The following is a 23,019-nucleotide window of genomic DNA, read 5'->3' on the forward strand; positions in this document are numbered from 1 at the left end:
CATTTGCACTTGATTCATCGCAAGTTGACTTGACCTGCGAGCCCCGGCACGTATCATCAGTTTCCAGGTTTTACTAACGGAGCAACCATGACCGTCAGGTCCTTCGGCTGCATGCAAAGCAACCGCCCCCCTATTACCGCTGACATCGCGCGGCATCGCGGGCGTTTACCGTATTTTCCAGACCCGCCGGCCTCTCGCTGACCCAACTGCTGTCATCCTCCATGACCGCCTGGTTGCGACTTATGCAAGGTGACTGAGCGAGGACTAGACTCAGGCTTATACGCCATATCCATTCATAAAAAAGAAAGCCGCTAACGAGGTTGCGATGTCGCTACCGCTGGTTGTACTACTGCCCTTTCTCGGCGCCATAGCCGCGCCCCTGTTTGCCCAGGGTGGGCGAACCGCTATTGCAATAGCATCATCTGTTCCTGCGCTGATTGCACTGGCAGCGCTGTTTCCACACTGGTCTGTCCTTTCAGCTGGCGGCACCGTACTGCACAGCTATGAGTGGCTTCCTGTCCTCGGATTATCTTTCAGTTTCCGGCTCGATGGACTGGCCCTGCTGTTCGCCCTGCTGATACTGATCATCGGCCTCCTGATTATTCTCTATGCCCACTATTACCTGAAAGCGAAAGAGAATGTCGCCAAGTTCTACTCCCTGCTTCTGTGCTTCAAAGGATCCATGCTGGGCATAGTCCTCTCTGGCAACCTGTTGCTGATGCTCATTTTCTGGGAGCTCACAAGCCTGACCTCATTCCTGCTGATCAGTTTCTGGACTCACAAACAGGACGCGCGCCGCGGTGCCCGGATGGCCCTGGCGGTAACTGGCGGCGGCGGTCTGGCCCTGCTGGCGGGCATTCTGCTCATCGGCAATATTGTCGGGAGTTTTGAACTGGATGATGTGCTCGCCGCGGGAGATCAGATAAAAGCCCACGCTCTTTACCCTGTTGCACTGACCCTGATTTTGCTCGGAGCCTTCACAAAATCCGCTCAGTTCCCGTTTCACTTCTGGCTGCCCCACGCCATGCAGGCACCCACGCCGATCTCTGCTTACCTGCACTCTGCCACTATGGTCAAGGCTGGTATATTTCTGATGGCGCGCCTTTATCCTGCGCTGGCAGGAACTGAGCAATGGTTCTACATGGTCAGTTTTACCGGCATGGCAACCTTGCTGCTGGGCGCTTATATCGCCATGTTCAAGCATGACCTCAAAGGGCTGCTCGCGTATTCAACCGTCAGTCATTTGGGCCTGATCACCCTGCTTCTGGGTATGGGGACCCAGTTGGCGGCCGTCGCGGCGATATTCCACGTGATAAACCATGCCACTTTCAAAGCATCACTGTTCATGGCAGCGGGTATCATTGACCATGAAACCGGCACCCGGGATATGCGCCGGATCAACGGGCTTTGGCGCTACATGCCGCACACAGCCACTCTGGCCATGGTTGCCGCCTCCTCCATGGCCGGTGTCCCTCTGCTGAACGGCTTCCTCAGCAAGGAGATGTTCTTTGCCGAATCCCTGCAGCTCAATCTCCCCGGGCTCTGGGCCTGGCTTCCACCGGTTGTTGCTACTCTGGCGGGTATCTTTGCGGTCGCCTACTCGGCCCGATTCATTCACGACGTTTTCTTCAACGGCAAACCTGTGGATCTGCCTAAATATCCGCCCCATGAACCACCCCGTTACATGAAAATCCCGGTGGAAATTCTCGTGTTTGCCTGCATTATGGTGGGCGTATTCCCCACTGTGTCCGTAGGCCCGCTGCTGTATTCAGCTGCATCTGCAACTCTGGGCGGCAATGTACCTGATTATCAGCTGGCGGTTATTCATGGCTTTAATCTGCCCCTGCTGATGAGTTTTATGGCCTTTTTCGGCGGCCTGCTCATGTACAGCCAGCGCCGGCGTTTTTTCGCTTTCCACGCCCGCTTCCGGGAAGTGGATGAAAAAGCGGTGTTTGAGGCCGTGGTATCAAAGGTCGTTAGTCTCGCAAACCGCTTTACGGGGTGGGTTGAGAATGGCTCTCTGCAGCGTTACGCCATACTTCTGGTGCTGAGCGTCATCGCAGTCACCGCCCTGCCCCTGGCTGGTAACGGCTTTTATATCGGAGAGAACGGGTTAAGCCCCGTTGACTGGCCCACTGCGTTTGCTGCCGGCGTACTAATCATTGCTGCGCTGGCAACGGTCGTCTGGCACAGGGAGCGGTTTTTTGCTCTGGTACTGCTGAGTGTTGTCGGCCTGATAGTAGCGCTGGCATTTGCCCGCTTCTCCGCACCGGACCTGGCCATGACGCAGCTCTCGGTAGAAGTTGTCACCATTGTTCTTCTGATGCTTGCGCTCTATTACATGCCATCCTGGACACCTATGGAGAGCTCAGGGCCGCAACGTTTCCGCGATATACTGATCGCTCTTGTGGCGGGTAGCGGGATGACCCTGATCACCCTGACCATGCTCACCCAGCCGTTCAGTACCATTTCTGAATTCTTCCTGGAGAACAGCAAACCGGGCGGCGGCGGAACCAATGTGGTCAACGTGATCCTGGTCGACTTCCGGGGCTTCGATACATTGGGCGAAATTACCGTACTGGCTATAGCCGCGCTTGGCATTTACTCGATGCTCAAGAACACGGCTCTGACCCCTCCCCCGGGAGATGGTCTGGGCCATGCGTGGACACGGGATCATTACCCGCTAATGCTCAGGCAGATTGCCCGGCCCATGCTGCCACTGGCGCTTATGGTATCTGCCTATATTTTCCTGCGCGGACACAACCTTCCGGGCGGCGGTTTTATTGCAGGCCTGATTACCTCCGTCGCACTGATTCTTCAGTACATTGCCAGCGGCATGATCTGGACTCAGGATCGCATTCCGTTCCGCTACCATAACGTTATTGGTCTCGGTCTGTTGTTTGCGACCATTGCCGGCGCCGGCAGCCTGGCCTTCGGCTATCCCTTCCTGACATCAGCATTTGGCTATATTACCTGGCCGGTTGTAGGCAAATTCGAAGTTGCCTCGGCCATGGTATTTGATCTGGGCGTTTACCTGGCAGTGATTGGTGCCACCCTGCTGGCACTTGTCAGCATTGGCCGACTCTCGCCTCACTCTGCCATCAAGAGCCAAAAGGAGGGCGTGTAATGGAACTGCTATTTGCACTGGTTATCGGTGCCTTGACGGCATCCGGCGTTTATCTGTTGCTGCGCGCCCGTACCTTCCCCGTGGTTATGGGGCTGACTCTGCTCTCATACGGCGTAAACCTGTTTCTGTTCGCTACCGGGCGTCTGGCGACCGGCCAACAACCAGTCATAGGAACCTCAGCCAGTTATTCTGATCCATTGCCCCAGGCACTGGTACTCACGGCGATTGTTATTGGCTTTGCCATGACAGCCTTCCTGGTGGTTCTGGCCCTGCGTAACCTGGCCGACAACGAAAACGACCATGTGGACGGCCAGCATGAAAACACATCGCCCACTTCAGAAGAACAGGAACAGGAGGTAACCAGTAAATGACTCACTGGCTTATTGCTCCGATTCTGATACCGCTGCTCGGCGGCATTCTTCAGGTCTTCATGGGCTATGCGCCCATTGGCCTGCGCCGGACTCTGGCTATCGCCACCACCGTGCTGATGCTGGTGTCTGCGGTTGTACTGCTGGTGCTCGCCAGTGATGACAGTTACCGCATCTATGGGTTTGGTAACTGGCAACCGCCCTTCGGCATTGTTCTGGTTCTTGACCGGCTAGCCGCACTGATGCTGGTACTGACAGCAATTCTCGGATTGTTCTGTCATATCTACGCCAGTGGTGGCGCCGATGAGGGCAACAGGCAGTTCCACACTCTTTTCCTGTTCCAGTTGATGGGGCTGAATATCGCCTTTCTGACTGGCGATCTGTTCAACCTGTTCGTAGCCTTTGAAGTTCTTCTTATCGCGTCGTATGGGCTACTCATGCATGGCGGCGGCACCGCGCGAACCGTTCCCGGCCTCCACTATGTCGTTCTGAACCTGGTGGGCTCAGCACTGTTCCTGATTGGTGTTGGCATGATTTACAGTGCCACAGGCACACTGAACATGGCGGATCTGGCTGTAAAAATCCCACAGGTATCTGGCAGTAACGTCAACCTTGTTAAGGCCGGCGGCATGATGCTTCTGGTAGTTTTCGGCCTGAAAGCCGCAATTCTTCCCCTGTGTTTCTGGCTGCCCAAAGCCTATGCAAAAGCAACCGCCCCTGTTGCGGCTCTTTTCGCGGTTATGACCAAGGTGGGGATTTACGCCATCGTAAGAGTTTTCCCGCTGATCTTTGGTGAAGGTGCCGGAGAGCTGGCGAACCTGGGGATGGACTGGCTCTTCCCCCTGGCCTTGATAACCCTGAGCATGGGCGTTATCGGAGCTCTTGGCGCCAACAACCTGAAAACACTTGTAGCCTGGCAGGTTATTATTTCCGTAGGGACACTGCTTGCACCTATCGCACTTGGCTCCGTGGCTGGTCTTTCGGCAGCCCTGTTCTATCTGGTCAGCACTACCTGGACGGTCGCAGCCTTGTTTCTCGTGTCCGAGTTGGTAGCAAGCCAGAGGGGCCTGGCTGCAGATAACATTGTTCCTGCGCCGAAGATGCACTACCGGACATTCCTGAGCGTGTTGTTCCTCATTGGTGCAGTAGCCGCAGCCGGCCTGCCGCCCCTCAGTGGTTTTTTCGGTAAGCTGCTTATTCTTCAGTCCGTTGAACCAGGTGTAGAAATGGCCTGGCTGTGGGGCGTACTCATGGTTGGAAGCTTCATTACGCTTATCGCATACAGCCGGGCCGGCAGTATTGTTTTCTGGAGGAACGTAGACGGCTACGTAGAATCGCCGGGGCCAATTAACAACAAAATGGCCATATCAACCGGCATCCTTACCTGCCTGACCATGGTGATCGTTGTACTGGCAGAGCCTTTGAGTGACTACACTCGCGCCACTGCTGAGCAATTGTATGATAACCATGGATACATCAATATTCTGCAGACTCCCGTACATGTGCCGCAGAATCCGATAGTAGGGGAGATAAACTGATGTTTGATCGCCTGAGTTTTCCTCAGCCCTGGCTAAGCCTGATTCTCTTCCTTACCTGGCAGATCCTCAGCGATGGCCTGTCCGGTGGCAGCATCGCTCTCGGCCTGTTCCTCGCCTGGCTGATCCCCCAGATCACTCACGGGTTCTGGCCTGAGCGCCCCGCTTTCGTAAAAACCTGGCGCATGCCGGCTTATATACTGCGAGTCCTGATGGATATTGTGGTGGCAAGCTTTTCAGTGGCCTGGCTTATACTCAGTCCGCGCCCTCCTCGCCCGGCGTTCGTTTGCTACCCTTTGAAACTTGAACACCCTTTGGCCATATCCATTCTCGCCAGCACCATCTCACTAACGCCAGGAACTGTGAGTGCCGATGTCAGCGACGACAACAAGACCTTACTGATCCACGCGCTGGATGCCACTGATGATCAGGAAGTTATTGATGCCATTTACAACCGCTATGAGAAGCCGTTGATGGAGATGTTCCAATGATTACCATTGCTCTGAATCTCACCATCGCCATGGTGATCCTTGCCGCCCTGCTCAATGTATATCGCCTGGTCAAGGGGCCGGATGAGCCAGACCGGGTTCTGGCGATAGATACACTCAACATCAATGCTATTGCTCTGATTATTTTACTGGGAATCACTTTGAGCACGCGCATGTATCTTGAGTCTGCCCTGCTGATTGCAGTGATGGGGTTTGTCAGCACCGTTGCCATGGCAAAGTACCTGAAGCGGGGTAGTGTCATTGAATAACGACCTCAGCCATCACGGAAGCCGGTTCCAGCCCATGCGCAAAGGAGACAACTCATGAGCACGCTTGCAGAATATGCCATCTCCGCTCTGCTGCTTTTTGGTGGTGCATTTACTCTGATAGGCGCCATAGGTCTGGCCCGCTTGCCGGATTTCTATACCCGGCTGCATGGACCAACCAAGGCAACCACCGTCGGAGTGGGTTCCATCATGCTGAGCTCGGTTATCTACTTCAGTGCCATTGGCGAGAAAATCGGCATTTCCGAAATACTGATCACGGTCTTTCTGCTGATGACCGCACCGGTGAGCGCCAACATGCTGGCCAAAGCGGCCATGCACATCGGCGTACAGACCACGAAAGATACCAAAGGTAAACCCTGGGAACAGTAGCTGACGCAAGATCCGGGATCTTATCGGACGTTAACAACGACAAGCAGCATACTTTCGGTTTTTCTCGTTGTATGTCAGATTGAGCCAGGGTCTCAGATAACACTATAAAACAGGAAAGAGGATTCCATACATGGTACAGACACGAATTTTACCTGCCGCCGACAATGCCTATCAGTACCCTCTTCTGATCAAACAGTTGCTGCTTTCGGGGCCAAGATATTCTCCCGGTCAGGAAATTATTTTTGCTAACCGAAGCAAGTACACTTATACCGACCTTGTAGAGCGTATTCACCGCCTCGCTAATGCACTCAAAGACGCCGGCGTAAAACCAGGTGACACAGTCGCGGTTATGGACTGGGATACTCCCCGTTATCTTGAGTGCTTTTTTGCAGTTCCGATGATGGGCGCTGTACTGCATACCGTAAATGTGCGGCTGTCACCGGAGCAGATTGTTTACACCATGAATCACGCTGAAGACGACGTGGTACTGGTGCACGACGATTTCATTCCCATCCTGGAGGGTGTCCGGGACGAGATTGAAACCGTCAAAACCTATATTCAGCTCACCGATGAACAATCGCCGGCAGATACAACAATCGACACCGCCGGAGAGTACGAAGCTCTTCTTGCTGCCGCTGCGACCAGATTCGACTTCCCGGATTTCGATGAGAACAGCGTTGCGACGACTTTTTACACAACCGGTACCACCGGTAATCCGAAGGGCGTTTTCTTCAGCCACCGTCAACTTGTACTGCACACTCTGGCTATGTGCGGCTCACTTGCAGCCTATGATGAAGTGCCGCTACTCCGCTCGTCGTCGGTCTACATGCCGGTTACACCAATGTTCCACGTTCACGCCTGGGGCGTCCCCTACGCAGCCACCATGATGGGCATCAAACAGGTTTATCCTGGCCGCTATGAGCCGGAGTTACTGGTTGATCTGATCAAGGAACACAAGGTGACCCTCTCCCATTGTGTTCCAACCATCATGCAGATGATGATGGGCACCGAATCCATCAAAACAGCGGATCTTAGCAGCTGGCACGTTCTGATTGGTGGCAGCGCTTTAACCGAATCCCTGTGTAATGCAGGGGCGAAACTCGGGATTCGCATGTACACAGGGTATGGCATGTCAGAAACCTGCCCGCTGCTCAGCGCAACCTATCTAAAACCGGAAGACCTTGAACTGCCACTGGAACAGCAAACCGCCAAGAGAATCAAAACCGGCGTAGCTGTGCCCATGGTGGAACTCGAGATTGTTGACCCATCCGGTAACCCGGTGGCACACGACGGAGAAGCCAAGGGCGAGGTTGTTGCGCGGGCACCCTGGCTCACTCAGAGCTACTACAAGGAGCCGGCTAAAGGAGAAGAGCTCTGGGAAGGTGGCTGGCTGCATACGGGCGACGTTGCTTCCATGGAGCCAGACAACACGCTCACCATCAAGGACCGTATCAAAGACGTGATCAAGACGGGCGGTGAATGGCTGTCATCTCTTGATCTGGAAAACCTGATCAGCCAACACCCGGCGGTAGCCGCGACGGCTGTTGTGGGCATTCCTGATGAGAAGTGGGGTGAACGTCCCTATGCTCTGGTCACCCTCAAGCCGGGCGAACAGATAAACCTGAAAGATATACAGAACCACCTGCAGCAATATGTGGATAGCGGCGATATCAATAAATGGGCAATACCTACCCAGATCGATTTTGTTGAAGACATACCGAAAACAAGTGTAGGTAAGATCAACAAAAAACTGATTCGTGATCAGTTACAGTAATCAGAAGTAATACCCCAAATGGCCCGCGGGTTTCCTGCGGGCCATTTTTGTTTTGACCCTATAATCTCCCGTCCGAAAACGTGAAATCCACTTCGGGCTTTCTGCCTGCAACAATATCGGCCAGGGCGGCCGCTGAACCACAGGAGTGAGTCCAGCCAAGAGTACCGTGTCCGGTATTCAGGTAGAGATTGGCAAAATGACTTTTCCCCACGTAGGGCACATTGGACGGCGTAGTAGGACGCAACCCCGTCCAGAACTCTGCCTGATCCCAATACCCGGCCTCCGGCATGATTTCTGCAGCTCTGCGTACAATGGAACGACAGCGAGTGTAATTGAGGTTACGACTGTATCCACTCAACTCAGCTGTGCCTGCCACCCGGATACGGTCACCAAGCCGGGAATACACCAGTTTGTACTCATCATCTGTCAGGCTGACACTGAACGCAGCTTCTTTATTCTTTACCGGTACAGTTATTGAGTAACCTTTTGCCGGATAGATATTCAAAAACAGCCCGAGTTGCCGGGCAAGCACCGCACTGAAGCTTCCAAGGCTAAGCACATAAGCATCTGCCCGCATGGTTTCATGGTGGCCGGCCTTAAGAACCTGTATACCGAGAACACGTTCACCGGCGTGTTCAAAACCAAGCACATCCGTGCCATAACAGAACTCAACACCCGCTTCCTCACATCGTCGGGCAAGTGCCTGGGTAAACTTGCGGGCATCACCGGATTCATCTTCCGCAGTGTAGGTTGCCCCCGCTATTTTGTGCTGGATATGCTTGAGCGCTGGCTCCAGCTCCACCGCCCTGCTGGCATCAATTACCTGTCGCTCACACCCGAGATCACACATAATCCGGGTTGGCTCAAGTGCCGCATCAAACTCAGCCGGATTGGTATAGAAATGCAGAATGCCCTTTTCCATCTGGTCATATTCCAGCCCGGCTTCCTCGCGCAACGCCTGCAACTGGCTGCGACTGTATGTGCCGAGATTAACCATCTGACGGATATTGTGAGCAGCTTTCGCCGACGTACATTGGGCAAGGAAAGACAATGCCCATCGCCACTGGGCCGGATCGAGCCTGGGGCGGAACAGTAGAGGTGCATCCGCCCGGAACAACCATTTGAGCACTTTCAAAGGTGCAGCAGCGTTAGCCCAGGGCTCTGCATGGGAGACGGAGATCTGACCACCATTTGCATAACTGGTTTCCAGGCCGGCCTGACTCTGTCGGTCAATAACCGTTACCTGATGGCCCTGCTTTTGTAAAAACCAGGCGGTGGTTGTACCAACAACCCCTGCACCCAAAACCAGAATATGCATACTTGACTCCGCTCAAAGAGAGCCCGCAACGCTGAAAATGATTCAGGGGATTCCAGCCGGGCTCTGGTCAGTATTCAGAAAAGGATATATCTGTTCGCGTGTCTGATTGTAGCCTGAGGCTACAGCACCTGTGACTTATACCATCAGCCACCTGAGCGTTTTACAACCCAGCCTTTTTGCTCAAGAAGCGGCACAAGAATGTCTCGCTGATCTCCCTGAATTTCAACCACTCCCTCTTTTACTGTGCCACCCGTACCACATTTTGCTTTGAGCTCTTTGGCGTAGGCTTTAAGTTCTTTCTCATCCATAGGTATGCCGGTTACCAGTGTTACGCCTTTGCCCTTGCGCCCCTTGGTTTCCCGACCGACCCGAACAATGCCGTCACCCTCTGACCGCCGGGCCTTGCCGCAGGTACAGTCGGCGACCGGGTTACGGCACTCAGGACACATACGCCCCTGCTCGGTTGAAAAGACCAGCCCGCCTGACGATCGTTTTGCCATTTATCCTCCGTAATATCAGGCCTGAAGGACCTGAACACCACAATAACCTTAGGTCTGTATGAGCCGGGAGCTTTGTTCAGTCCTTATCGGGAGGGTACTTGGTGAACATCTCAGTGACCACCTCGTCAACCAGCTTGCTCCGGGTTTCCGGAGACTGGCTTTCATTCAGGTAACGGCGGCTGGCCGCGCGCCAGACAACTTTTTCAGAGCCTTTGTCGACCAGTTCAATTACCAGTTTCCCTTCCTTAACTTCGCGCACGGGAGGTGGTGCAGAAAGCCCCCAGCCAAAGTTACCTGTACCAAAGCCAAAGCCAAGCCCGACGCCAGACTGCTCAAGGCGATCCTCTTCCACAATTTGCCAACTCACCAGAAGATCTGCGTCCGACACATCAACCTTGTCCATAGCTTTGCCGTTCATCTCTCGCTCAACGGCATTCTGAACGCGATGTCCATCCAGACTCACAAACGAGGAGCTGCCGGAATCTGGCGCAAAGGCCCAGGAGGAATAGTCATCAAAGGCCACGGCGGAATTATAGTCAGTTACCACATTACTGGCGCAGCCACTCATTGCCAGTGTCACCAGAGCTGCCATCAGAAGACGAGCCATTGCATACTCCTTGGTTTTATAGCGTTCTGGTACCAGTATACGCAAAAGACGGTTACCCGATGCGATATCGCCGGGTCATTTTTCAAAACTGTAATCCATTTTGTGCGCATCACAAAAAGCACAAAAGGCTTCTGCGTGGTCTTCGGGAACAAGAACGCGTGCACTTACATCAACGCCATAGTTAACCGAATCCAGCTCAGCCCCGTGAACGTCACACCAGTGCCGCAGCGGCTGTTCACCTGCAAACCCCATGGTTACGTTTGCCGGATTGAGCGGTTTATGGAAAACCCTGTCTACTTCCGAAAGCACACTCTCAGCAGCACCGGCATAGGCCCTTACAAGACCACCGGCACCAAGTTTGATGCCACCGAAATAGCGGATCACCATGACCAGAACATCGCCCATATCCTTGTGCTGAATCACGCTGAGGATGGGCTTGCCCGCAGTTCCTGAAGGCTCGCCGTCATCGTTCATTCCCGCTTCCGCTGCAGAGCCGGGGCGCCCGATCTGGTAGGCCCAGCATATATGCCGTGCATCGGGATGATCCTGATGCGCCTTTTCCACCCAGTCTTTTACCCCCTCCCGGTCAGCCACAGGGACAACCCGGGCAATAAAGCGGCTTTTCTTTACTTCTGTTTCCCGCTCCAGATAGCCGGCTGGTACCGGGTAATCTTTTTTCATGGACTCGCCTGAGGTTATCGTTAGTCGATGGCGAACACCGGGAGCCGGACCTGGATCTGCAAGCCACCCGTTTCGCCATTGTTTGCAGCGATTTCGCCGTCATGAGCCAGGATGATATCCCTGGAAATCGCAAGACCGAGCCCCCAGCCCTGCCCCCCACGGGATTTATCCGCCCGGAAAAACGGCTCGAAAAGATGTTCGAGAATGTCGTCCGCAACACCCGGACCTTCATCCGCAAAAGTAAGAGCTATCCAGCCTGGGGACAGTGCCAGCGAAACATGAACTGCCTTACCCGGTGGAGTGTGATCCAGAGCATTCTGCAGGATATTGTCAAACGCCCGCTGCAACAGGCCGGCATCGCCAAGCACGGATACTCCGGAGCTTTCAGGCGTTGAACGCAGCTTGCAATCCACACGCTGGTGTTCCGCATAATCTGCGGCATCCCGTAATACATGATTCAGCAATTCCAGCGGCCGTATTGGCTCCCGGGCAATGTCCCCACCCTGTTCGATTACCCGGTACAAGGTCAGTATCTGCCCGGTCATGGTTTCGAGGCGCTCATTCTGACGGAGTATACTGGCCATCAGTTCGTCTTCAACACCACCCTCACTGGCAAGCTCAATAGCAATTCGCTGACGCGCCAGAGGCGTTCTGAGATCGTGGGAAATGTCTCTCAACAGGTGTTTCTGCCGTTCCAGCAGGTTGCAAAGCTGATCGGTCATCGCATTAAATGCCGTTGCCAGCTGCCCCACTTCATCCCGGCGTGCAGCTATACCCTCGTTGACCCGTAATTCTGTATTACCACTGGCTATGGCCCGTGCGGTGCTTTCCATGTGCCTCATGGGCCGTGACACAAAACGTGCAATCAACCAGCATGCGAGAGTAATCAGAACAAATGCAAACCCCATCTCTATATACTTGAAAACCCGGGGTTCCAGCCAGCCCTCTCCGTTCATTTTAGGCCAGGCGATCAGGCGGTATCCGCCGTCCAGATCAACAATTGCAGGCTTCTGCCGATACCAGCCTGATTCAATTCGTGAACGAATAGCCGGTGGTAAACGCTCATTTTCGTCAGCCGTGATCATCATCAGGTGCAGACCCAGCTCGTCCCCCTGAGCACTGAGAAACTTGTACGCCTCCCGGCGTCCGCGGCTATCTCTGATGGCCGCAACCTCAAGTCCGAGATCCCGTAATTCAAGCTGGCGTTCGATCCCGGCTCGCTCACGATCCAGCAGCACCTGGGAGACAAGACTGCTCACAACCACGGTTACAGCCATGGCCAGCCAGATCAGGAGGAATATCCTCCAGAATAACGGAACCATCAGCCGGCGCTTCATTCTGGCACCCTGTAGCTGTAGCCCAGCCCCCGCACCGTCTCAATTCTGGGAGGATCATCGTTGCCCAGTTTCTTTCGGAGATTGCTGATATGCATGTCCAGCGTGCGGTCAAAGGCCTCAAGGCGGCGCCCCAGCGCCCATTGCATAAGGTCCGTTTTACGCACAACACTACCAGCGTGGGCCAGCAGTACCTGAAGAATTTCGTACTCGGTGGCAGTCAGATCCAGGGGTTCACCATGGTGATATATACGCCGGTGGTCAGGCTCCACACGCAAATCCCCATAATGTCTCTCGGCCTTCACATCCGTTTTCTGGTCCCAGGCGACCCGACGCAGAATTGCCTGAAGCCGGGCGACGAGTTCCCGTGGGTTGCAGGGTTTCGGAATATAGTCGTCTGCACCCACTTCGAATCCCACAATGCGATCTGTTTCGTCACCCCGCGCAGTCAGCAACACCACCGGCAGGTGGGTTTCTGCACGCAATTCACGCAATACCTCAAGGCCGTTAATGTCCGGCAGCATGATGTCCAGGACGACAATATCGCAGTGCTGCCCAAGAGCCAGCGCCAGGCCATCTTTACCATTGGCTGCTTCGCGTACGGTGAATCCCTGGCCGCCTAAATAGCGGGCGAGCAATTCACGAAGCTCGTCGTCATCTTCTACCAGCAAGACTCTGTTCTGCATTGTTTGTCTCTACCCGGGTTTACTCAATAGGTGTATACAATATGTATCTGCCCGCAGTTTAACACGCCCCCTGCAACCTGCCGGCGCCACGCAAGTGTTCTTTGCAGAACCTTTACATGCCCTTGACGCTCCTTTACCAAGACTCGCAGTACTATGGGGGCGAATCATGCTTATGCCGAAACCGGCCAAGCAGCTACTCAACTGTATAAGGAATTATCATGAGCAAACGTAAAACTTCTATCATTGCAGCCGGCCTTCTGGCCTCGACCCTCCTTGCTGCCAGCCCGGCGGTGTTTGCCGACGATCATTCACATCATCGCGGCGACGGCCCCCATGACAAGAAGGAAATGTGCGAACACCTGCGTGAAGGCAAAGGTCCCTTTAATAATGCCGAACGCGAGAAAAAGATGGCCGAGCGCGAGGAAGCCATGGCCAATCGCCTGAAGTTAAACGACGATCAGCGCGAAATCTGGAATGAGATTCACGAAGAAAGACGCCAGCAACACGAAAAGCGCATGGAAAAAATGATGGAAAAGATGAAAAAGCGCTGCGATATGGCACCAGAGTGATCACGATTCGGTTTTTTTGACGTAAGGTAACGGGAGCCATCAAGGAGTCCGTACCTGTATGTCAGAAACCGAAGAATCGATCATAACCCTCGATACCTGCCAGTCCGTATCCGATATCCCCCGGGAAACATGGACACGGCTGGCTGGCATCGACAATCCGTTTCTCCGGCATGAATTTTTCACAGCACTGGAAACCTCCCGCTGCACCAGCAAAGCAACCGGATGGAATCCCAGCCACATTTTATTTCGCCTGAACGGCCAGATTGCCGGAATTGCACCCGCCTACCTGAAAACCCATTCCAGGGGAGAATATGTCTTCGACTGGTCCTGGGCAGACGCTTACCAGCGTTATGGCCTGGATTATTATCCGAAGCTGCTGATCGCCGTCCCTTTTACACCCTCGCAAGGGCCGAGGCTGCTGCTTGATCCAGCGTTACGCAGTGCACTGAACGCCCATCAGATTCATGATCTTCTGGACTCTCTGATCTCGCGTCTTGGCGCACACTCCTGGCACCTTCTGTTTCCTGATGCAGTGGATCAGAAGCTGTTACAACGCGAAGAACAACTGCACCGGATTGGCTGTCAGTTCCACTGGCACAATCGCCAATACGAAGGCTTCGACGACTTCCTGAGCCAACTCACCTCCCGCAAACGCAAATCCATACGCAAAGAGCGCCGTCTGGTGGCAGAGCAGAACATCAGTTTCACACGCTTTCATGGCCGGGAGATTCCCGACCATGTTCTTGCTGCTTTCTATGTTTTTTATCAGGCCACCTATCTGAAGCGCGGGCAACGTCCTTATCTGACCCAGGAGTTCTTTGAGCAACTTCGGGAGACAATGCCCGACCACTTGCACGTGATCATGGCGCTGAAAAATGGTGAAATGATTGCGGGCGCTCTGTTTCTGAGCGGCGGCAAGACTCTCTACGGCCGCTACTGGGGGTGCCTTGAAGAGTACAACCACCTGCACTTTGAAACCTGCTATTACCAGGGAATAGAATTAGCCATTGAACTGGGACTTCAGACCTTTGACGCCGGCGCTCAGGGAGAACACAAACTGGTGCGGGGCTTTGAGCCAGAGCTGACGCATTCATGGCATGGAATCGCCCACCCGGGGTTTCGGGAGGCTATTGAAGCGTTTACACAGGAAGAGGCAGATCAGGTTATGAATTACTATGAGGACGCCAAAACGGCGCTTCCGTTCCGGAATAATGACGGAGCCTGATAATGACCGGCCAAGCCATACAAGGACTGAAATGAACAACACCGAGGCAGAACTTAAGGATTACTATTGCTACTTCCCGGTAACGCCGTGGAAATTCTGCTTGATGTCGATCTGCACCCTGGGTTTGTACGAGTTTTATTGGAGCTACAAGAACTGGCAATACATCAAGACCCGCGACGGTTCCGGAATCCGGCCCGTCTGGAGGTCTGTGTTTTACCCTTTCTGGTATTACGCCTTTCTCTCTGACCTCGCCCGCAATCATGCACCAGAGGGCATCAGCAACAAAGCATACATGGTTGTGCTGGCTATCGGCCTGCTTATTTTAAGCTATATCTGGAAGGCTCCCGATCCATACTGGCTTCTTTCTATCTTTACCTTTGTGCCCATGTTGCCCGCCGTTTTCGCAATATCAAAAATTAACGGCGCCCGGCCAGAGGTGAAAAAGCGTGCAGGGCACAAACCGCTTAACTTTGTGGCTTATCTGATCGGTGGGCCAATAATGGTGTTTTCCATACTGCTCAGTATCGGTTTCTTCCCAAGCACAATGGTGGTTACCGGCGATTCATTATGGGAGCGTGACTTGCGCTATTTACGCAATCAGGAAATTCTGGCGGAAGATGAAGATATCATTTACTTCTATTCCGGCGGCGTACTGTCGATCAAGGAAGATGGGCAGTTTATAAGCGAGGACTATGTCACCTCCTACGGGATGGATCCGGAAGACGGTATCGTCTACAGCGCTTTTGCGGCGTATGAAGACATTGAAAGAGTAGATGTGAAGTGGTCAACATCCTTGCTTGAAGATACTGTCATCACGATATCGGATGTTTATGGCAACGAATTCGAGCTATGGGTCTCATCGGAGTCCGGTGGAGACAAGAAGTTTGTAAAAGAGCTCAAGCGCCTTTGGAATATGAAGCGGGCAGCACCCCCGGGTACCATTGCCGTGTAGCTTTGGATCATACCCTCGCAAACTCAAGGTACCGGCTCGCAGCCTGCATTTTCTCATCCTGGCTGCTCAACAGTTCGAGCCGCAACCGGTCGATGATGCTCATATATTTATCCAGCGGCGACTCTGATTTTCCAGACTCTTTGGTTTCTTCAATAAACGCCTTTTGTTTTTCCCGGATCTCATTGAGCTTTGTCAGCGCATCACGGATTGCCTCAGTCCGGGCATCCAGTAACCCGCCGCTTCCGCTACCATTGCCTTCGGGGGACTGTTCTGCGGATAACACCTGCTCAGGGTGTTGCTCAGCCAGAGTAATCTCTTCCAGGGTACGCACCTCACCGTCGACGGTCAGGTATATGCCTGAAGCCTGAACCTGCCCCAGGGGTATACCCTGATGATTCGTTAATGTGAAACTGTCTTCAGCGCTGCCTACATACAGAGCCTGGACCCCAACCTCTCCCAGGGTCTTCAGCGCCTGCGAACCACCGGCAGTCTGCACCCACACGGAGAGCGATGAAAACACCTCGTCGTTGCTATCGATCCACTGATTACCATCGTCATCAAACCTGGCTAATTCGCCAAAACCGGAACCACTCTGGGGCCCGAACAATTCGGTGCCATCATCCACTTCGCCGTTTCCATTGCGGTCGAAGACAAGATAACCACTGCCGCTGCCAAGGGTTGCGAACTGACCGGTTTCTCCATCGCCATCAAGATCAAACTCGAACAACGTATCTGTAAGCCGCGCCGTCGAGCTGCCAAAGTTGATAACCAGAGGGTCAGTCATCGGACGTTCTTCAATACGAAGATTTTCAGAGTACTCGTAACTCCGGGATTGGGACTGACGCAGGGAGAGTGTGAAATCAATGGTTTCACCATTCTCCAGCGTAATGCTTCCACTCGACGCGAATGAACGGGTTTCGCTCTCGGAATAGAACATGTAGCGGCTCGCCTCAACGGATATACTGCCGCTTGCGTGAGAACCGGACTCACCACCCAGGGCAGCGCGGCCTACGCTGATGGCCTGTTGGCCACGAAGAAACAGCTCAGAGGTTTTCTCCACCAGCTCGGCGCTGGAAAACGCCGCATTACGGTCACCACCGCTTACAGTGCCGGAACTGCTGAACCCGAGCTGTTCCTGGCTACTGTATCGGTAAGCAGCATCGCGGGCGATATTCAACTGTGAGCCATTTCCCTGGCCTTCTGTCCCGGTGCCAGACAATTGCTGCTGGTTAATCCGCAACTGGCTCTGGTCGAAACCTGTAACCTGCCGGGAATTCCCCTGAAGAAAAGAAATCTGACTGGACACAATCATGGTGCGGGCCTGCCTCTCGATACCTCGGCTCAATACCCGCATATCGGCCAGCAGGAAGCAAACTTGAGAGTTTTCCGCACACACTGTCTCTCCGCCAGCTACCCCCAATAACTAAAACAGATACCGGACAAGCCCAGCCGCAAGAATACCCGCAGCTATGGATGGCAATGGTTTCCTGATAATCAGCATTGTGCCGGCAGTAACCGACAGGGCCGCAACCGCACCCGCATCACCGCTGAATGCCATGGGTACGATGATAGCGATAAGCACAGAGCTGGCCATGGTGTTGATAAAGCTCTCAATACGAGGGCTTATCTTCACAAAGGACATAACAAAAACGCCACCAAACCGGGTTACCAGAGTAACCAGTGTCATAATCAGGATCAGGGCAAGAACACCCACCGTGTTGGTTTCGATGGTCATGCAGCTTTCTCCCCGGCGCCGGCGTCATCCGGCTTTTTTTCAAGCCAGAAGAACCCGACCACACCACCGGCAAGGGCACCCGCTACCACATGGGTATTGGCAGGCAGCCATTTCCACGCCGCCAGGGAAGCAAACGCAGCCAGAGTCCAGGCAACCAGCACCCGGGGATTTTTCTTTCCTCCGAGCGCCATGGAAAGCAGAAAGCAGCCCAGCACCATATCCATTCCAAGGCTTTTCGGATTCTGCAAAAAACCACCGAAATAAACGCCCAGCCAGGTGCCCACAATCCATGCAAGCCAGAGCACCAGTCCTCCGCCCAGAATCACCTCAAGGTTGCGCCTGCCCCCCTGGTATTCCTGAGCAGATACAGCCCAGTTAGCATCAGTAAGAAACAGGAGAAGGCCGTAGCGTTTTCCGGGAGAAACATCTTTGAGCATGGGATAAAGCGAGGCGCCCATAAGAAGATGGCGGGAGTTGATAGCAAATACCACGATCATGACGGGGATAACCGAGACTTCCGCCCCCCACATATCAATGGCGGCAAACTGCGAAGCTCCGGCAAATACCAGGGTGCTCATGAGCAGGGATTCAAGAGGCCCCAGCCCTTTCTGTACGGCTGCAAGGCCAAATGCAGCACCGAATGCCACTACAAATAATGAAATAGGAAACATCCGGACAAATTCTGAACGAACTTTCGCGGGCTGAAACTGGTAGGGATAGGTGGTGTTTGTCATCTACGCAAGCTAAGGAAATTTTCCGGGCGCGCGTATAAGTAGTTTCCACCAATCTGAGTTGTTAATCTGATTCGGCGACCTGTAACTATGGGGGTAGTATTTATCTATAACCTGTTCGGATCTTGAGCTACATCAAACCTGGAGACAAGGTGTGAAAATCAGGGAATTCTGACGTAGCCTTCAAATATATTTGGGCTATATCGCAGTGTATGATGGGCCTGTGTTGATCTAAGGAGAGGCCCAAATGACCACTCGCCCCGTCAAGGACCCTACTTCCCCCAAGTGGTTCGCACTTGAGGGGGAAGAGGTTCTCAGGAGCGTAGGCTCAGGCCCTGAAGGCCTGAGCACCACTGACGCAACAGAACGACTTAACCGCCATGGACCTAACCGGCTACCGGAAACTCCACCGGATGGCCCCCTTCGCCGGTTCCTCAGACAATTCCGAAATCTTCTTATCTATGTGCTCCTGGCCGCTGCTGTCGTAACGGCGGTACTTGGGCACATGGTCGATACCGGTGTCATCCTGGCCGTTGTAGTAGTCAATTCGGTGATCGGCTTCATACAGGAAGGCCGCGCCGAACAGGCCCTGTCGGCGATACGCGACATGCTGGCTCCGGAGGCGCAGGTGCTCCGTGACGGGCGCCGGGCAACCGTGCCTGCTGAGGAACTGGTGCCTGGGGACATGGTGATTCTTGACGCGGGAAACAGGGTACCCGCCGACCTTCGGTTAGTTACCGCCAAAGGCCTGCGTGTGCAGGAAGCAGTGCTGACCGGCGAATCTGTTCCGGCCGACAAAGCAACAGACCCGGTTTCCCCGGACGCACCCATTGGCGACCGGCGGTCAATGGCCTATAGCGGTACGCTGGTCGCCACAGGTACCGGTCGTGGCATTGTTGTGGCAACAGGATCCTCGACCGAAATCGGACGCATCAGCGGGCTTCTGACCGGTGTTCAGACAACGACCACACCGCTTTTGCAGCAGATGGAAGTCTTCGCCCGCCGCATAACCGGTGTGATCCTTGCTCTGGCGGCCATCATTCTCGCCTTTGGCTACGGCGTGGCCGGGATGGGTTTTTCCGAAGCCTTTATCGCGGTGGTTGGGTTGTCGGTTGCAGCGATCCCCGAGGGGCTGCCCGCTATTCTGACCGTGACCCTTGCCATCGGCGTACAGGCGATGGCAAGGCGCAGCGCTATCGTGCGTCGACTCCCAGCCATAGAAGCTTTGGGCTCCATATCCGTCATCTGTACGGACAAGACAGGCACGCTGACCCGCAATGAGATGACGGTGACCACCGTTGCTACCGCACGGCAACACTTCACCGTGACAGGATCAGGATATTCCCCCCACGGGGACATTATGTTTGACGACAGGAAAGTCGAACCCGGCACCCATCCACTCCTGCAAGATCTTGCTCTTGGCGCCATGCTTTGCAACGACGCTGAACTGCGGCACACAGAGGCAGGATGGACTGTTCAGGGCGATCCGATGGAGGGCGCCCTGGTCACTTTCGCCTGCAAGGCCGGATTGGTAGCTGGCGATGTGCGCCCTGCCAACCCACAGACCGACGCAATTCCCTTCGACGCCGAGCACCGCTTTATGGCGACGCTGCATCATGATCATCACGGCAACGCAACTATCCATGTAAAGGGAGCTCCCGAGCGCATCCTGGCCATGTGCACCAGTCAGCACGAGGATGAAGACGGGGCCAGCCCGTTAAATGCCGGATACTGGCAGCGCATCGCGTCTGGAATTGCAGCTCAGGGACAACGCGTTCTGGCTATAGCTACAAAGCCCGCACCACAGGATGCGCAAACACTCTCATTCGATGAAGTGGAAAACGGGCTGACACTTCTCGGGCTTGTAGGTCTGATCGACCCACCCCGTGAAGAGGCCATCGCCGCGGTGGCCGAGTGCCAGTCAGCAGGCATTCAGGTAAAAATGATTACCGGCGATCATGGGGGTACGGCTCTGGCCATCGCGCGGCAACTGGGGCTTCAGAACACCGATGATGTGCTGGAAGGCGCACAGATTGACGGACTGGACAACACAGAACTGCAGGAACAGGCTGCCCGCATTGACGTCTTTGCACGTACAAGCCCTGAGCACAAACTGCGGCTGGTTGAGGCACTGCAGGCAGATGGACTCGTCGTGGCGATGACGGGGGACGGTGTGAACGATGCTCCATCGCTGAAACGCGCCGACATTGGCATTGCTATGGGCAAAACCGGAACCGAAGCCGCTAAAGAAGCGGCCGAAATTGTGCTGGCTGACGATAATTTCGCCACCATAGCAGCCGCCATCAAAGCGGGCCGCACCGTATACGATAACCTGAAAAAGGCCGTTCTCTTTCTGCTGCCAGTCAATGGCGGTGAAGCGATGGCACTGATTGCAGCTCTCCTTCTGGGCCTTACGCTGCCGATTACGCCGGTACAGATCCTGTGGGTCAATATGGTCAGCTCGGTCGTGCTGGCCATGGCACTTGCTTTTGAGGGTGCGGAACCCGGCATTATGCATCGTCCGCCACGCCCAGCCTCAGAGGCAATCCTGTCCCGTTTCGTTATATGGCGCGTCGTGTTTGTGTCGATGCTGCTCTGCACGGGCATATTCTGGATGTTCATCCTGGCCCGGAGACAGGGGGCAAGCATTGAGGAAGCTCGCACTATTGCAGTCAACACTCTGGTGGTTATGGAGATATTCTATCTCTTCTCCGTGCGCTTCCTGAATACAACCTCGTTGTCATTCAAAGCAATACTTGGAACGCGGCCAGTGCTTATCGCAATAACTGCAGTCACCGCACTACAGTTCCTTTTTACCTACGCGCCCTTTATGGAGACTTTTTTCAACACCCGACCACTGACCATAAGCCAGGGTCTGGCTATCATTGCAGTCGGGCCGGCGCTACTTGTGATTCTGGAAATAGAAAAACGTATCCTGCGTTACCGACAGCATCAATCCTGTGCACCGCAGCGCTCCCTTCGACAATCAAAAGTAAAAGGACGACCCAGTGACTGAAGCGCTTCAGGGCTATATGTTCTACGAATTCGCAGCACTTCTCGTGCTCGCCGCTGGCGTCGGCTTCGCCGGACTTCTTCTGCGCCAGCCGTTGATTGTCAGTTTCATAGCGGTGGGCATTGTCGCTGGCCCTTCGGTGCTGGATATCGCCCGGTCCGATGAGCAAATCGATCTTCTGGCCGAACTTGGCATCGCGGTTCTGCTGTTTCTGGTCGGTCTGAAGCTGGATTTCAATCTGGTGCGAACATTGGGGCCTGTAGCCCTGGTTACGGGGCTAGGCCAGGTCATTTTCACAACTGTCTTCGGTTTCGCCATAGGCATTGCGCTTGGTCTGGATATGCTCACAGCCACTTATGTTGCAGTAGCACTGACCTTTTCATCGACCATCATCATCGTCAAACTTCTATCCGACAAACGCGAAATCGATTCGCTTCATGGGCGAATCGCGCTTGGCTTCCTGATTGTTCAGGATCTGGCAGTTGTGGTTGCGATGATTGTGTTGTCTGCCATTGGGGTGGGTGCCGGAGAGGATGCAGCATTTAGCGACGTTCTGGTGGTTCTTGGCTACGGTCTGGCCATGCTGGGAGCCGTGGCATTATTTATCCGCTATGTATCAAACCCTCTGGTCGACCGCCTGTCGCAGGCCCCGGAACTCCTGGTGTCATTTGCCATCGCCTGGGCAGTACTGCTGGCGGCCATGGGGCATTACCTGGGCTTTGGCAAGGAGCTTGGCGGGCTTCTGGCTGGTGTTTCTCTGGCCTCCACTTCCTATCGCGAGGCAATTGCCGCGCGCCTGACATCGCTGCGGGACTTCCTGCTGCTCTTTTTCTTCATCGCGCTCGGGGCTTCTCTGGATCTGTCGGTACTCGGCGCCAGCGTCGGGCCAGCCATTGTCCTGTCGCTTTTTGTGCTGATCGGTAATCCGCTGATCGTACTGGTCATTATGGTGGCAATGGGCTACCGCAAACGTACAGGCTTCCTTGCGGGCCTTACCGTGGCACAGATCAGCGAGTTTTCCCTGATCTTCATGGCCATGGGCGTATCTATCGGCCACGTCAACGAACAGGCGCTGGGGCTCGTGACTCTGGTCGGTCTTATCACCATCGCAGCCTCAACCTACATGATTACCTATTCACATCAGATCTATGACCGGATAGAACCGCTTTTGAGGATCTTTGACCGCCCGATGATCGCAACCCAACGAGAGGATGCGCCATCAAGCTCTCAGGGGCATGATGTAATCCTGTTCGGGATGGGGCGTTATGGGCTTGGCATCGCCGGGGTGCTTCGGGAAGCAGGGCTGAGGGTACTTGGCGTCGACTTCAGCCCGGCAGCAGTTCGCAATGCCCGCATGGAGGGGTACGATGTGATCTTTGGCGATGCAACCGACCCGGAGTTTCTTGCGCATTTGCCGCTTGGCTCCGCCAAATGGCTGGTGCTGGCTGTACCCGAGCACGACACCGGGCTGACCCATGACGACCCGCGCCGGACGCTGCTCAGGAGCGTTCAGGACCTTGGCTATCAGGGCAAGGTCGCCGTTGCGGCACACAGGGAACAGGCGGCGGCTGCGCTCATCCGGGCAAAAGCAGACATTGTACTGATGCCCTACCGCGATGCGGCCATAGCAGCGGCACGTATGATTCTGGATGGAGAGGCCACAGCAGAGACTTGTGTGAACGACCCGACCGGCCAGAAGGAATTGTACGAATGATCAACC

General features: G+C 54.5%; 21 protein-coding genes. 12 read left to right on the plus strand and 9 right to left on the minus strand.

Features of this window, described 5'->3' with window-relative positions:
* The first annotated feature begins 325 nt into the window (after nucleotides 1-325).
* From DS878_RS09540 to DS878_RS09570, 7 genes are all read left to right on the plus strand, one after another.
* On the plus strand, nucleotides 326-3,127 hold the full coding sequence (locus DS878_RS09540) for a monovalent cation/H+ antiporter subunit A (RefSeq protein ID WP_113815740.1): 2,802 nt from the start codon (nucleotides 326-328) through the stop codon (nucleotides 3,125-3,127).
* Nucleotides 3,127-3,498 (plus strand): Na+/H+ antiporter subunit C, encoded by a 372-nt coding sequence (locus DS878_RS09545; protein WP_113815741.1) that lies wholly within the window; start codon nucleotides 3,127-3,129, stop codon nucleotides 3,496-3,498. The genes DS878_RS09540 and DS878_RS09545 overlap by 1 nt, the downstream gene beginning before the upstream one ends.
* Entirely contained in the window at nucleotides 3,495-5,033 is a 1,539-nt protein-coding gene (locus DS878_RS09550; protein ID WP_113815742.1) for a monovalent cation/H+ antiporter subunit D, read from the plus strand. Before DS878_RS09545 ends, DS878_RS09550 begins: the two co-directional genes overlap by 4 nt.
* Nucleotides 5,033-5,521, plus strand: coding sequence for a Na+/H+ antiporter subunit E (locus DS878_RS09555; RefSeq protein ID WP_113815743.1), 489 nt, complete (start codon nucleotides 5,033-5,035; stop codon nucleotides 5,519-5,521). Before DS878_RS09550 ends, DS878_RS09555 begins: the two co-directional genes overlap by 1 nt.
* The gene (locus DS878_RS09560; protein WP_113815744.1) at nucleotides 5,518-5,787 is read left to right on the plus strand and encodes a K+/H+ antiporter subunit F; all 270 of its coding nucleotides are present in this window, start codon (nucleotides 5,518-5,520) and stop codon (nucleotides 5,785-5,787) included. Before DS878_RS09555 ends, DS878_RS09560 begins: the two co-directional genes overlap by 4 nt.
* A gap of 54 nt (nucleotides 5,788-5,841) precedes the next feature.
* Nucleotides 5,842-6,174 (plus strand): Na+/H+ antiporter subunit G, encoded by a 333-nt coding sequence (locus DS878_RS09565; RefSeq protein ID WP_113815745.1) that lies wholly within the window; start codon nucleotides 5,842-5,844, stop codon nucleotides 6,172-6,174.
* Between the two features lie 130 nt (nucleotides 6,175-6,304).
* Entirely contained in the window at nucleotides 6,305-7,948 is a 1,644-nt protein-coding gene (locus DS878_RS09570) for a fatty acid--CoA ligase (RefSeq protein WP_113815746.1), read from the plus strand.
* A 58-nt stretch (nucleotides 7,949-8,006) separates the two neighbouring features.
* Here DS878_RS09570 and DS878_RS09575 read toward each other — a convergent pair whose 3' ends face one another.
* From DS878_RS09575 to DS878_RS09600, 6 genes are all read right to left on the minus strand, one after another.
* Nucleotides 8,007-9,266: a D-amino acid dehydrogenase gene (locus DS878_RS09575; RefSeq protein ID WP_113815747.1), complete on the minus strand. Its 1,260-nt coding sequence runs from the start codon at nucleotides 9,264-9,266 to the stop codon at nucleotides 8,007-8,009.
* 143 nt (nucleotides 9,267-9,409) lie between these two features.
* Nucleotides 9,410-9,766, minus strand: coding sequence for a translation initiation factor Sui1 (locus tag DS878_RS09580; RefSeq protein WP_113815748.1), 357 nt, complete (start codon nucleotides 9,764-9,766; stop codon nucleotides 9,410-9,412).
* Nucleotides 9,767-9,842: 76 nt separating this feature from the next.
* Nucleotides 9,843-10,373, minus strand: a complete 531-nt coding sequence (locus tag DS878_RS09585) for a DUF4136 domain-containing protein (RefSeq protein ID WP_113815749.1) — start codon at nucleotides 10,371-10,373, stop codon at nucleotides 9,843-9,845.
* Nucleotides 10,374-10,448: 75 nt separating this feature from the next.
* Entirely contained in the window at nucleotides 10,449-11,054 is a 606-nt protein-coding gene (locus tag DS878_RS09590; protein WP_113815750.1) for a YigZ family protein, read from the minus strand.
* A 20-nt stretch (nucleotides 11,055-11,074) separates the two neighbouring features.
* The gene (locus DS878_RS09595; RefSeq protein ID WP_113815751.1) at nucleotides 11,075-12,391 is read right to left on the minus strand and encodes a sensor histidine kinase; all 1,317 of its coding nucleotides are present in this window, start codon (nucleotides 12,389-12,391) and stop codon (nucleotides 11,075-11,077) included.
* A complete protein-coding gene (locus DS878_RS09600; RefSeq protein WP_113815752.1) occupies nucleotides 12,388-13,074 on the minus strand; it encodes a response regulator transcription factor in 687 nt (228 codons plus the stop codon). The genes DS878_RS09595 and DS878_RS09600 overlap by 4 nt, the downstream gene beginning before the upstream one ends.
* A 218-nt stretch (nucleotides 13,075-13,292) precedes the next feature.
* Between DS878_RS09600 and DS878_RS09605 the strand changes: the two genes are divergently transcribed.
* Genes DS878_RS09605 through DS878_RS09615 form a run of 3 tightly spaced genes read left to right on the plus strand, consistent with a single transcriptional unit; the run spans nucleotide 13,293 to nucleotide 15,820 of the window.
* On the plus strand, nucleotides 13,293-13,643 hold the full coding sequence (locus DS878_RS09605) for a Spy/CpxP family protein refolding chaperone (protein WP_113815753.1): 351 nt from the start codon (nucleotides 13,293-13,295) through the stop codon (nucleotides 13,641-13,643).
* Nucleotides 13,644-13,701: 58 nt separating this feature from the next.
* The gene (locus tag DS878_RS09610) at nucleotides 13,702-14,868 is read left to right on the plus strand and encodes a GNAT family N-acetyltransferase (protein WP_113815754.1); all 1,167 of its coding nucleotides are present in this window, start codon (nucleotides 13,702-13,704) and stop codon (nucleotides 14,866-14,868) included.
* Between the two features lie 31 nt (nucleotides 14,869-14,899).
* Entirely contained in the window at nucleotides 14,900-15,820 is a 921-nt protein-coding gene (locus DS878_RS09615; protein ID WP_148707076.1) for a hypothetical protein, read from the plus strand.
* 7 nt (nucleotides 15,821-15,827) lie between these two features.
* On the opposite strand, the gene DS878_RS09620 is transcribed toward DS878_RS09615, so the two are convergent.
* From DS878_RS09620 to DS878_RS09630, 3 genes are read right to left on the minus strand one after another with little or no spacing between them, the layout of a single operon-like run.
* A complete protein-coding gene (locus tag DS878_RS09620; protein ID WP_261977729.1) occupies nucleotides 15,828-17,216 on the minus strand; it encodes a hypothetical protein in 1,389 nt (462 codons plus the stop codon).
* Between the two features lie 27 nt (nucleotides 17,217-17,243).
* On the minus strand, nucleotides 17,244-17,555 hold the full coding sequence (locus DS878_RS09625) for an AzlD family protein (protein ID WP_113815756.1): 312 nt from the start codon (nucleotides 17,553-17,555) through the stop codon (nucleotides 17,244-17,246).
* On the minus strand, nucleotides 17,552-18,289 hold the full coding sequence (locus DS878_RS09630; protein ID WP_113815757.1) for an AzlC family ABC transporter permease: 738 nt from the start codon (nucleotides 18,287-18,289) through the stop codon (nucleotides 17,552-17,554). Before DS878_RS09630 ends, DS878_RS09625 begins: the two co-directional genes overlap by 4 nt.
* 244 nt (nucleotides 18,290-18,533) lie before the next feature.
* Between DS878_RS09630 and DS878_RS09635 the strand changes: the two genes are divergently transcribed.
* The gene (locus DS878_RS09635) at nucleotides 18,534-21,302 is read left to right on the plus strand and encodes a cation-transporting P-type ATPase (RefSeq protein WP_113815758.1); all 2,769 of its coding nucleotides are present in this window, start codon (nucleotides 18,534-18,536) and stop codon (nucleotides 21,300-21,302) included.
* Nucleotides 21,295-23,013: a cation:proton antiporter gene (locus DS878_RS09640; RefSeq protein WP_113815759.1), complete on the plus strand. Its 1,719-nt coding sequence runs from the start codon at nucleotides 21,295-21,297 to the stop codon at nucleotides 23,011-23,013. Before DS878_RS09635 ends, DS878_RS09640 begins: the two co-directional genes overlap by 8 nt.
* The last annotated feature ends 6 nt before the right edge of the window (nucleotides 23,014-23,019 follow it).

The organism is Marinobacter sp. F3R11, assembly GCF_003318275.1.
In the GTDB taxonomy this organism is placed as follows: domain Bacteria; phylum Pseudomonadota; class Gammaproteobacteria; order Pseudomonadales; family Oleiphilaceae; genus Marinobacter.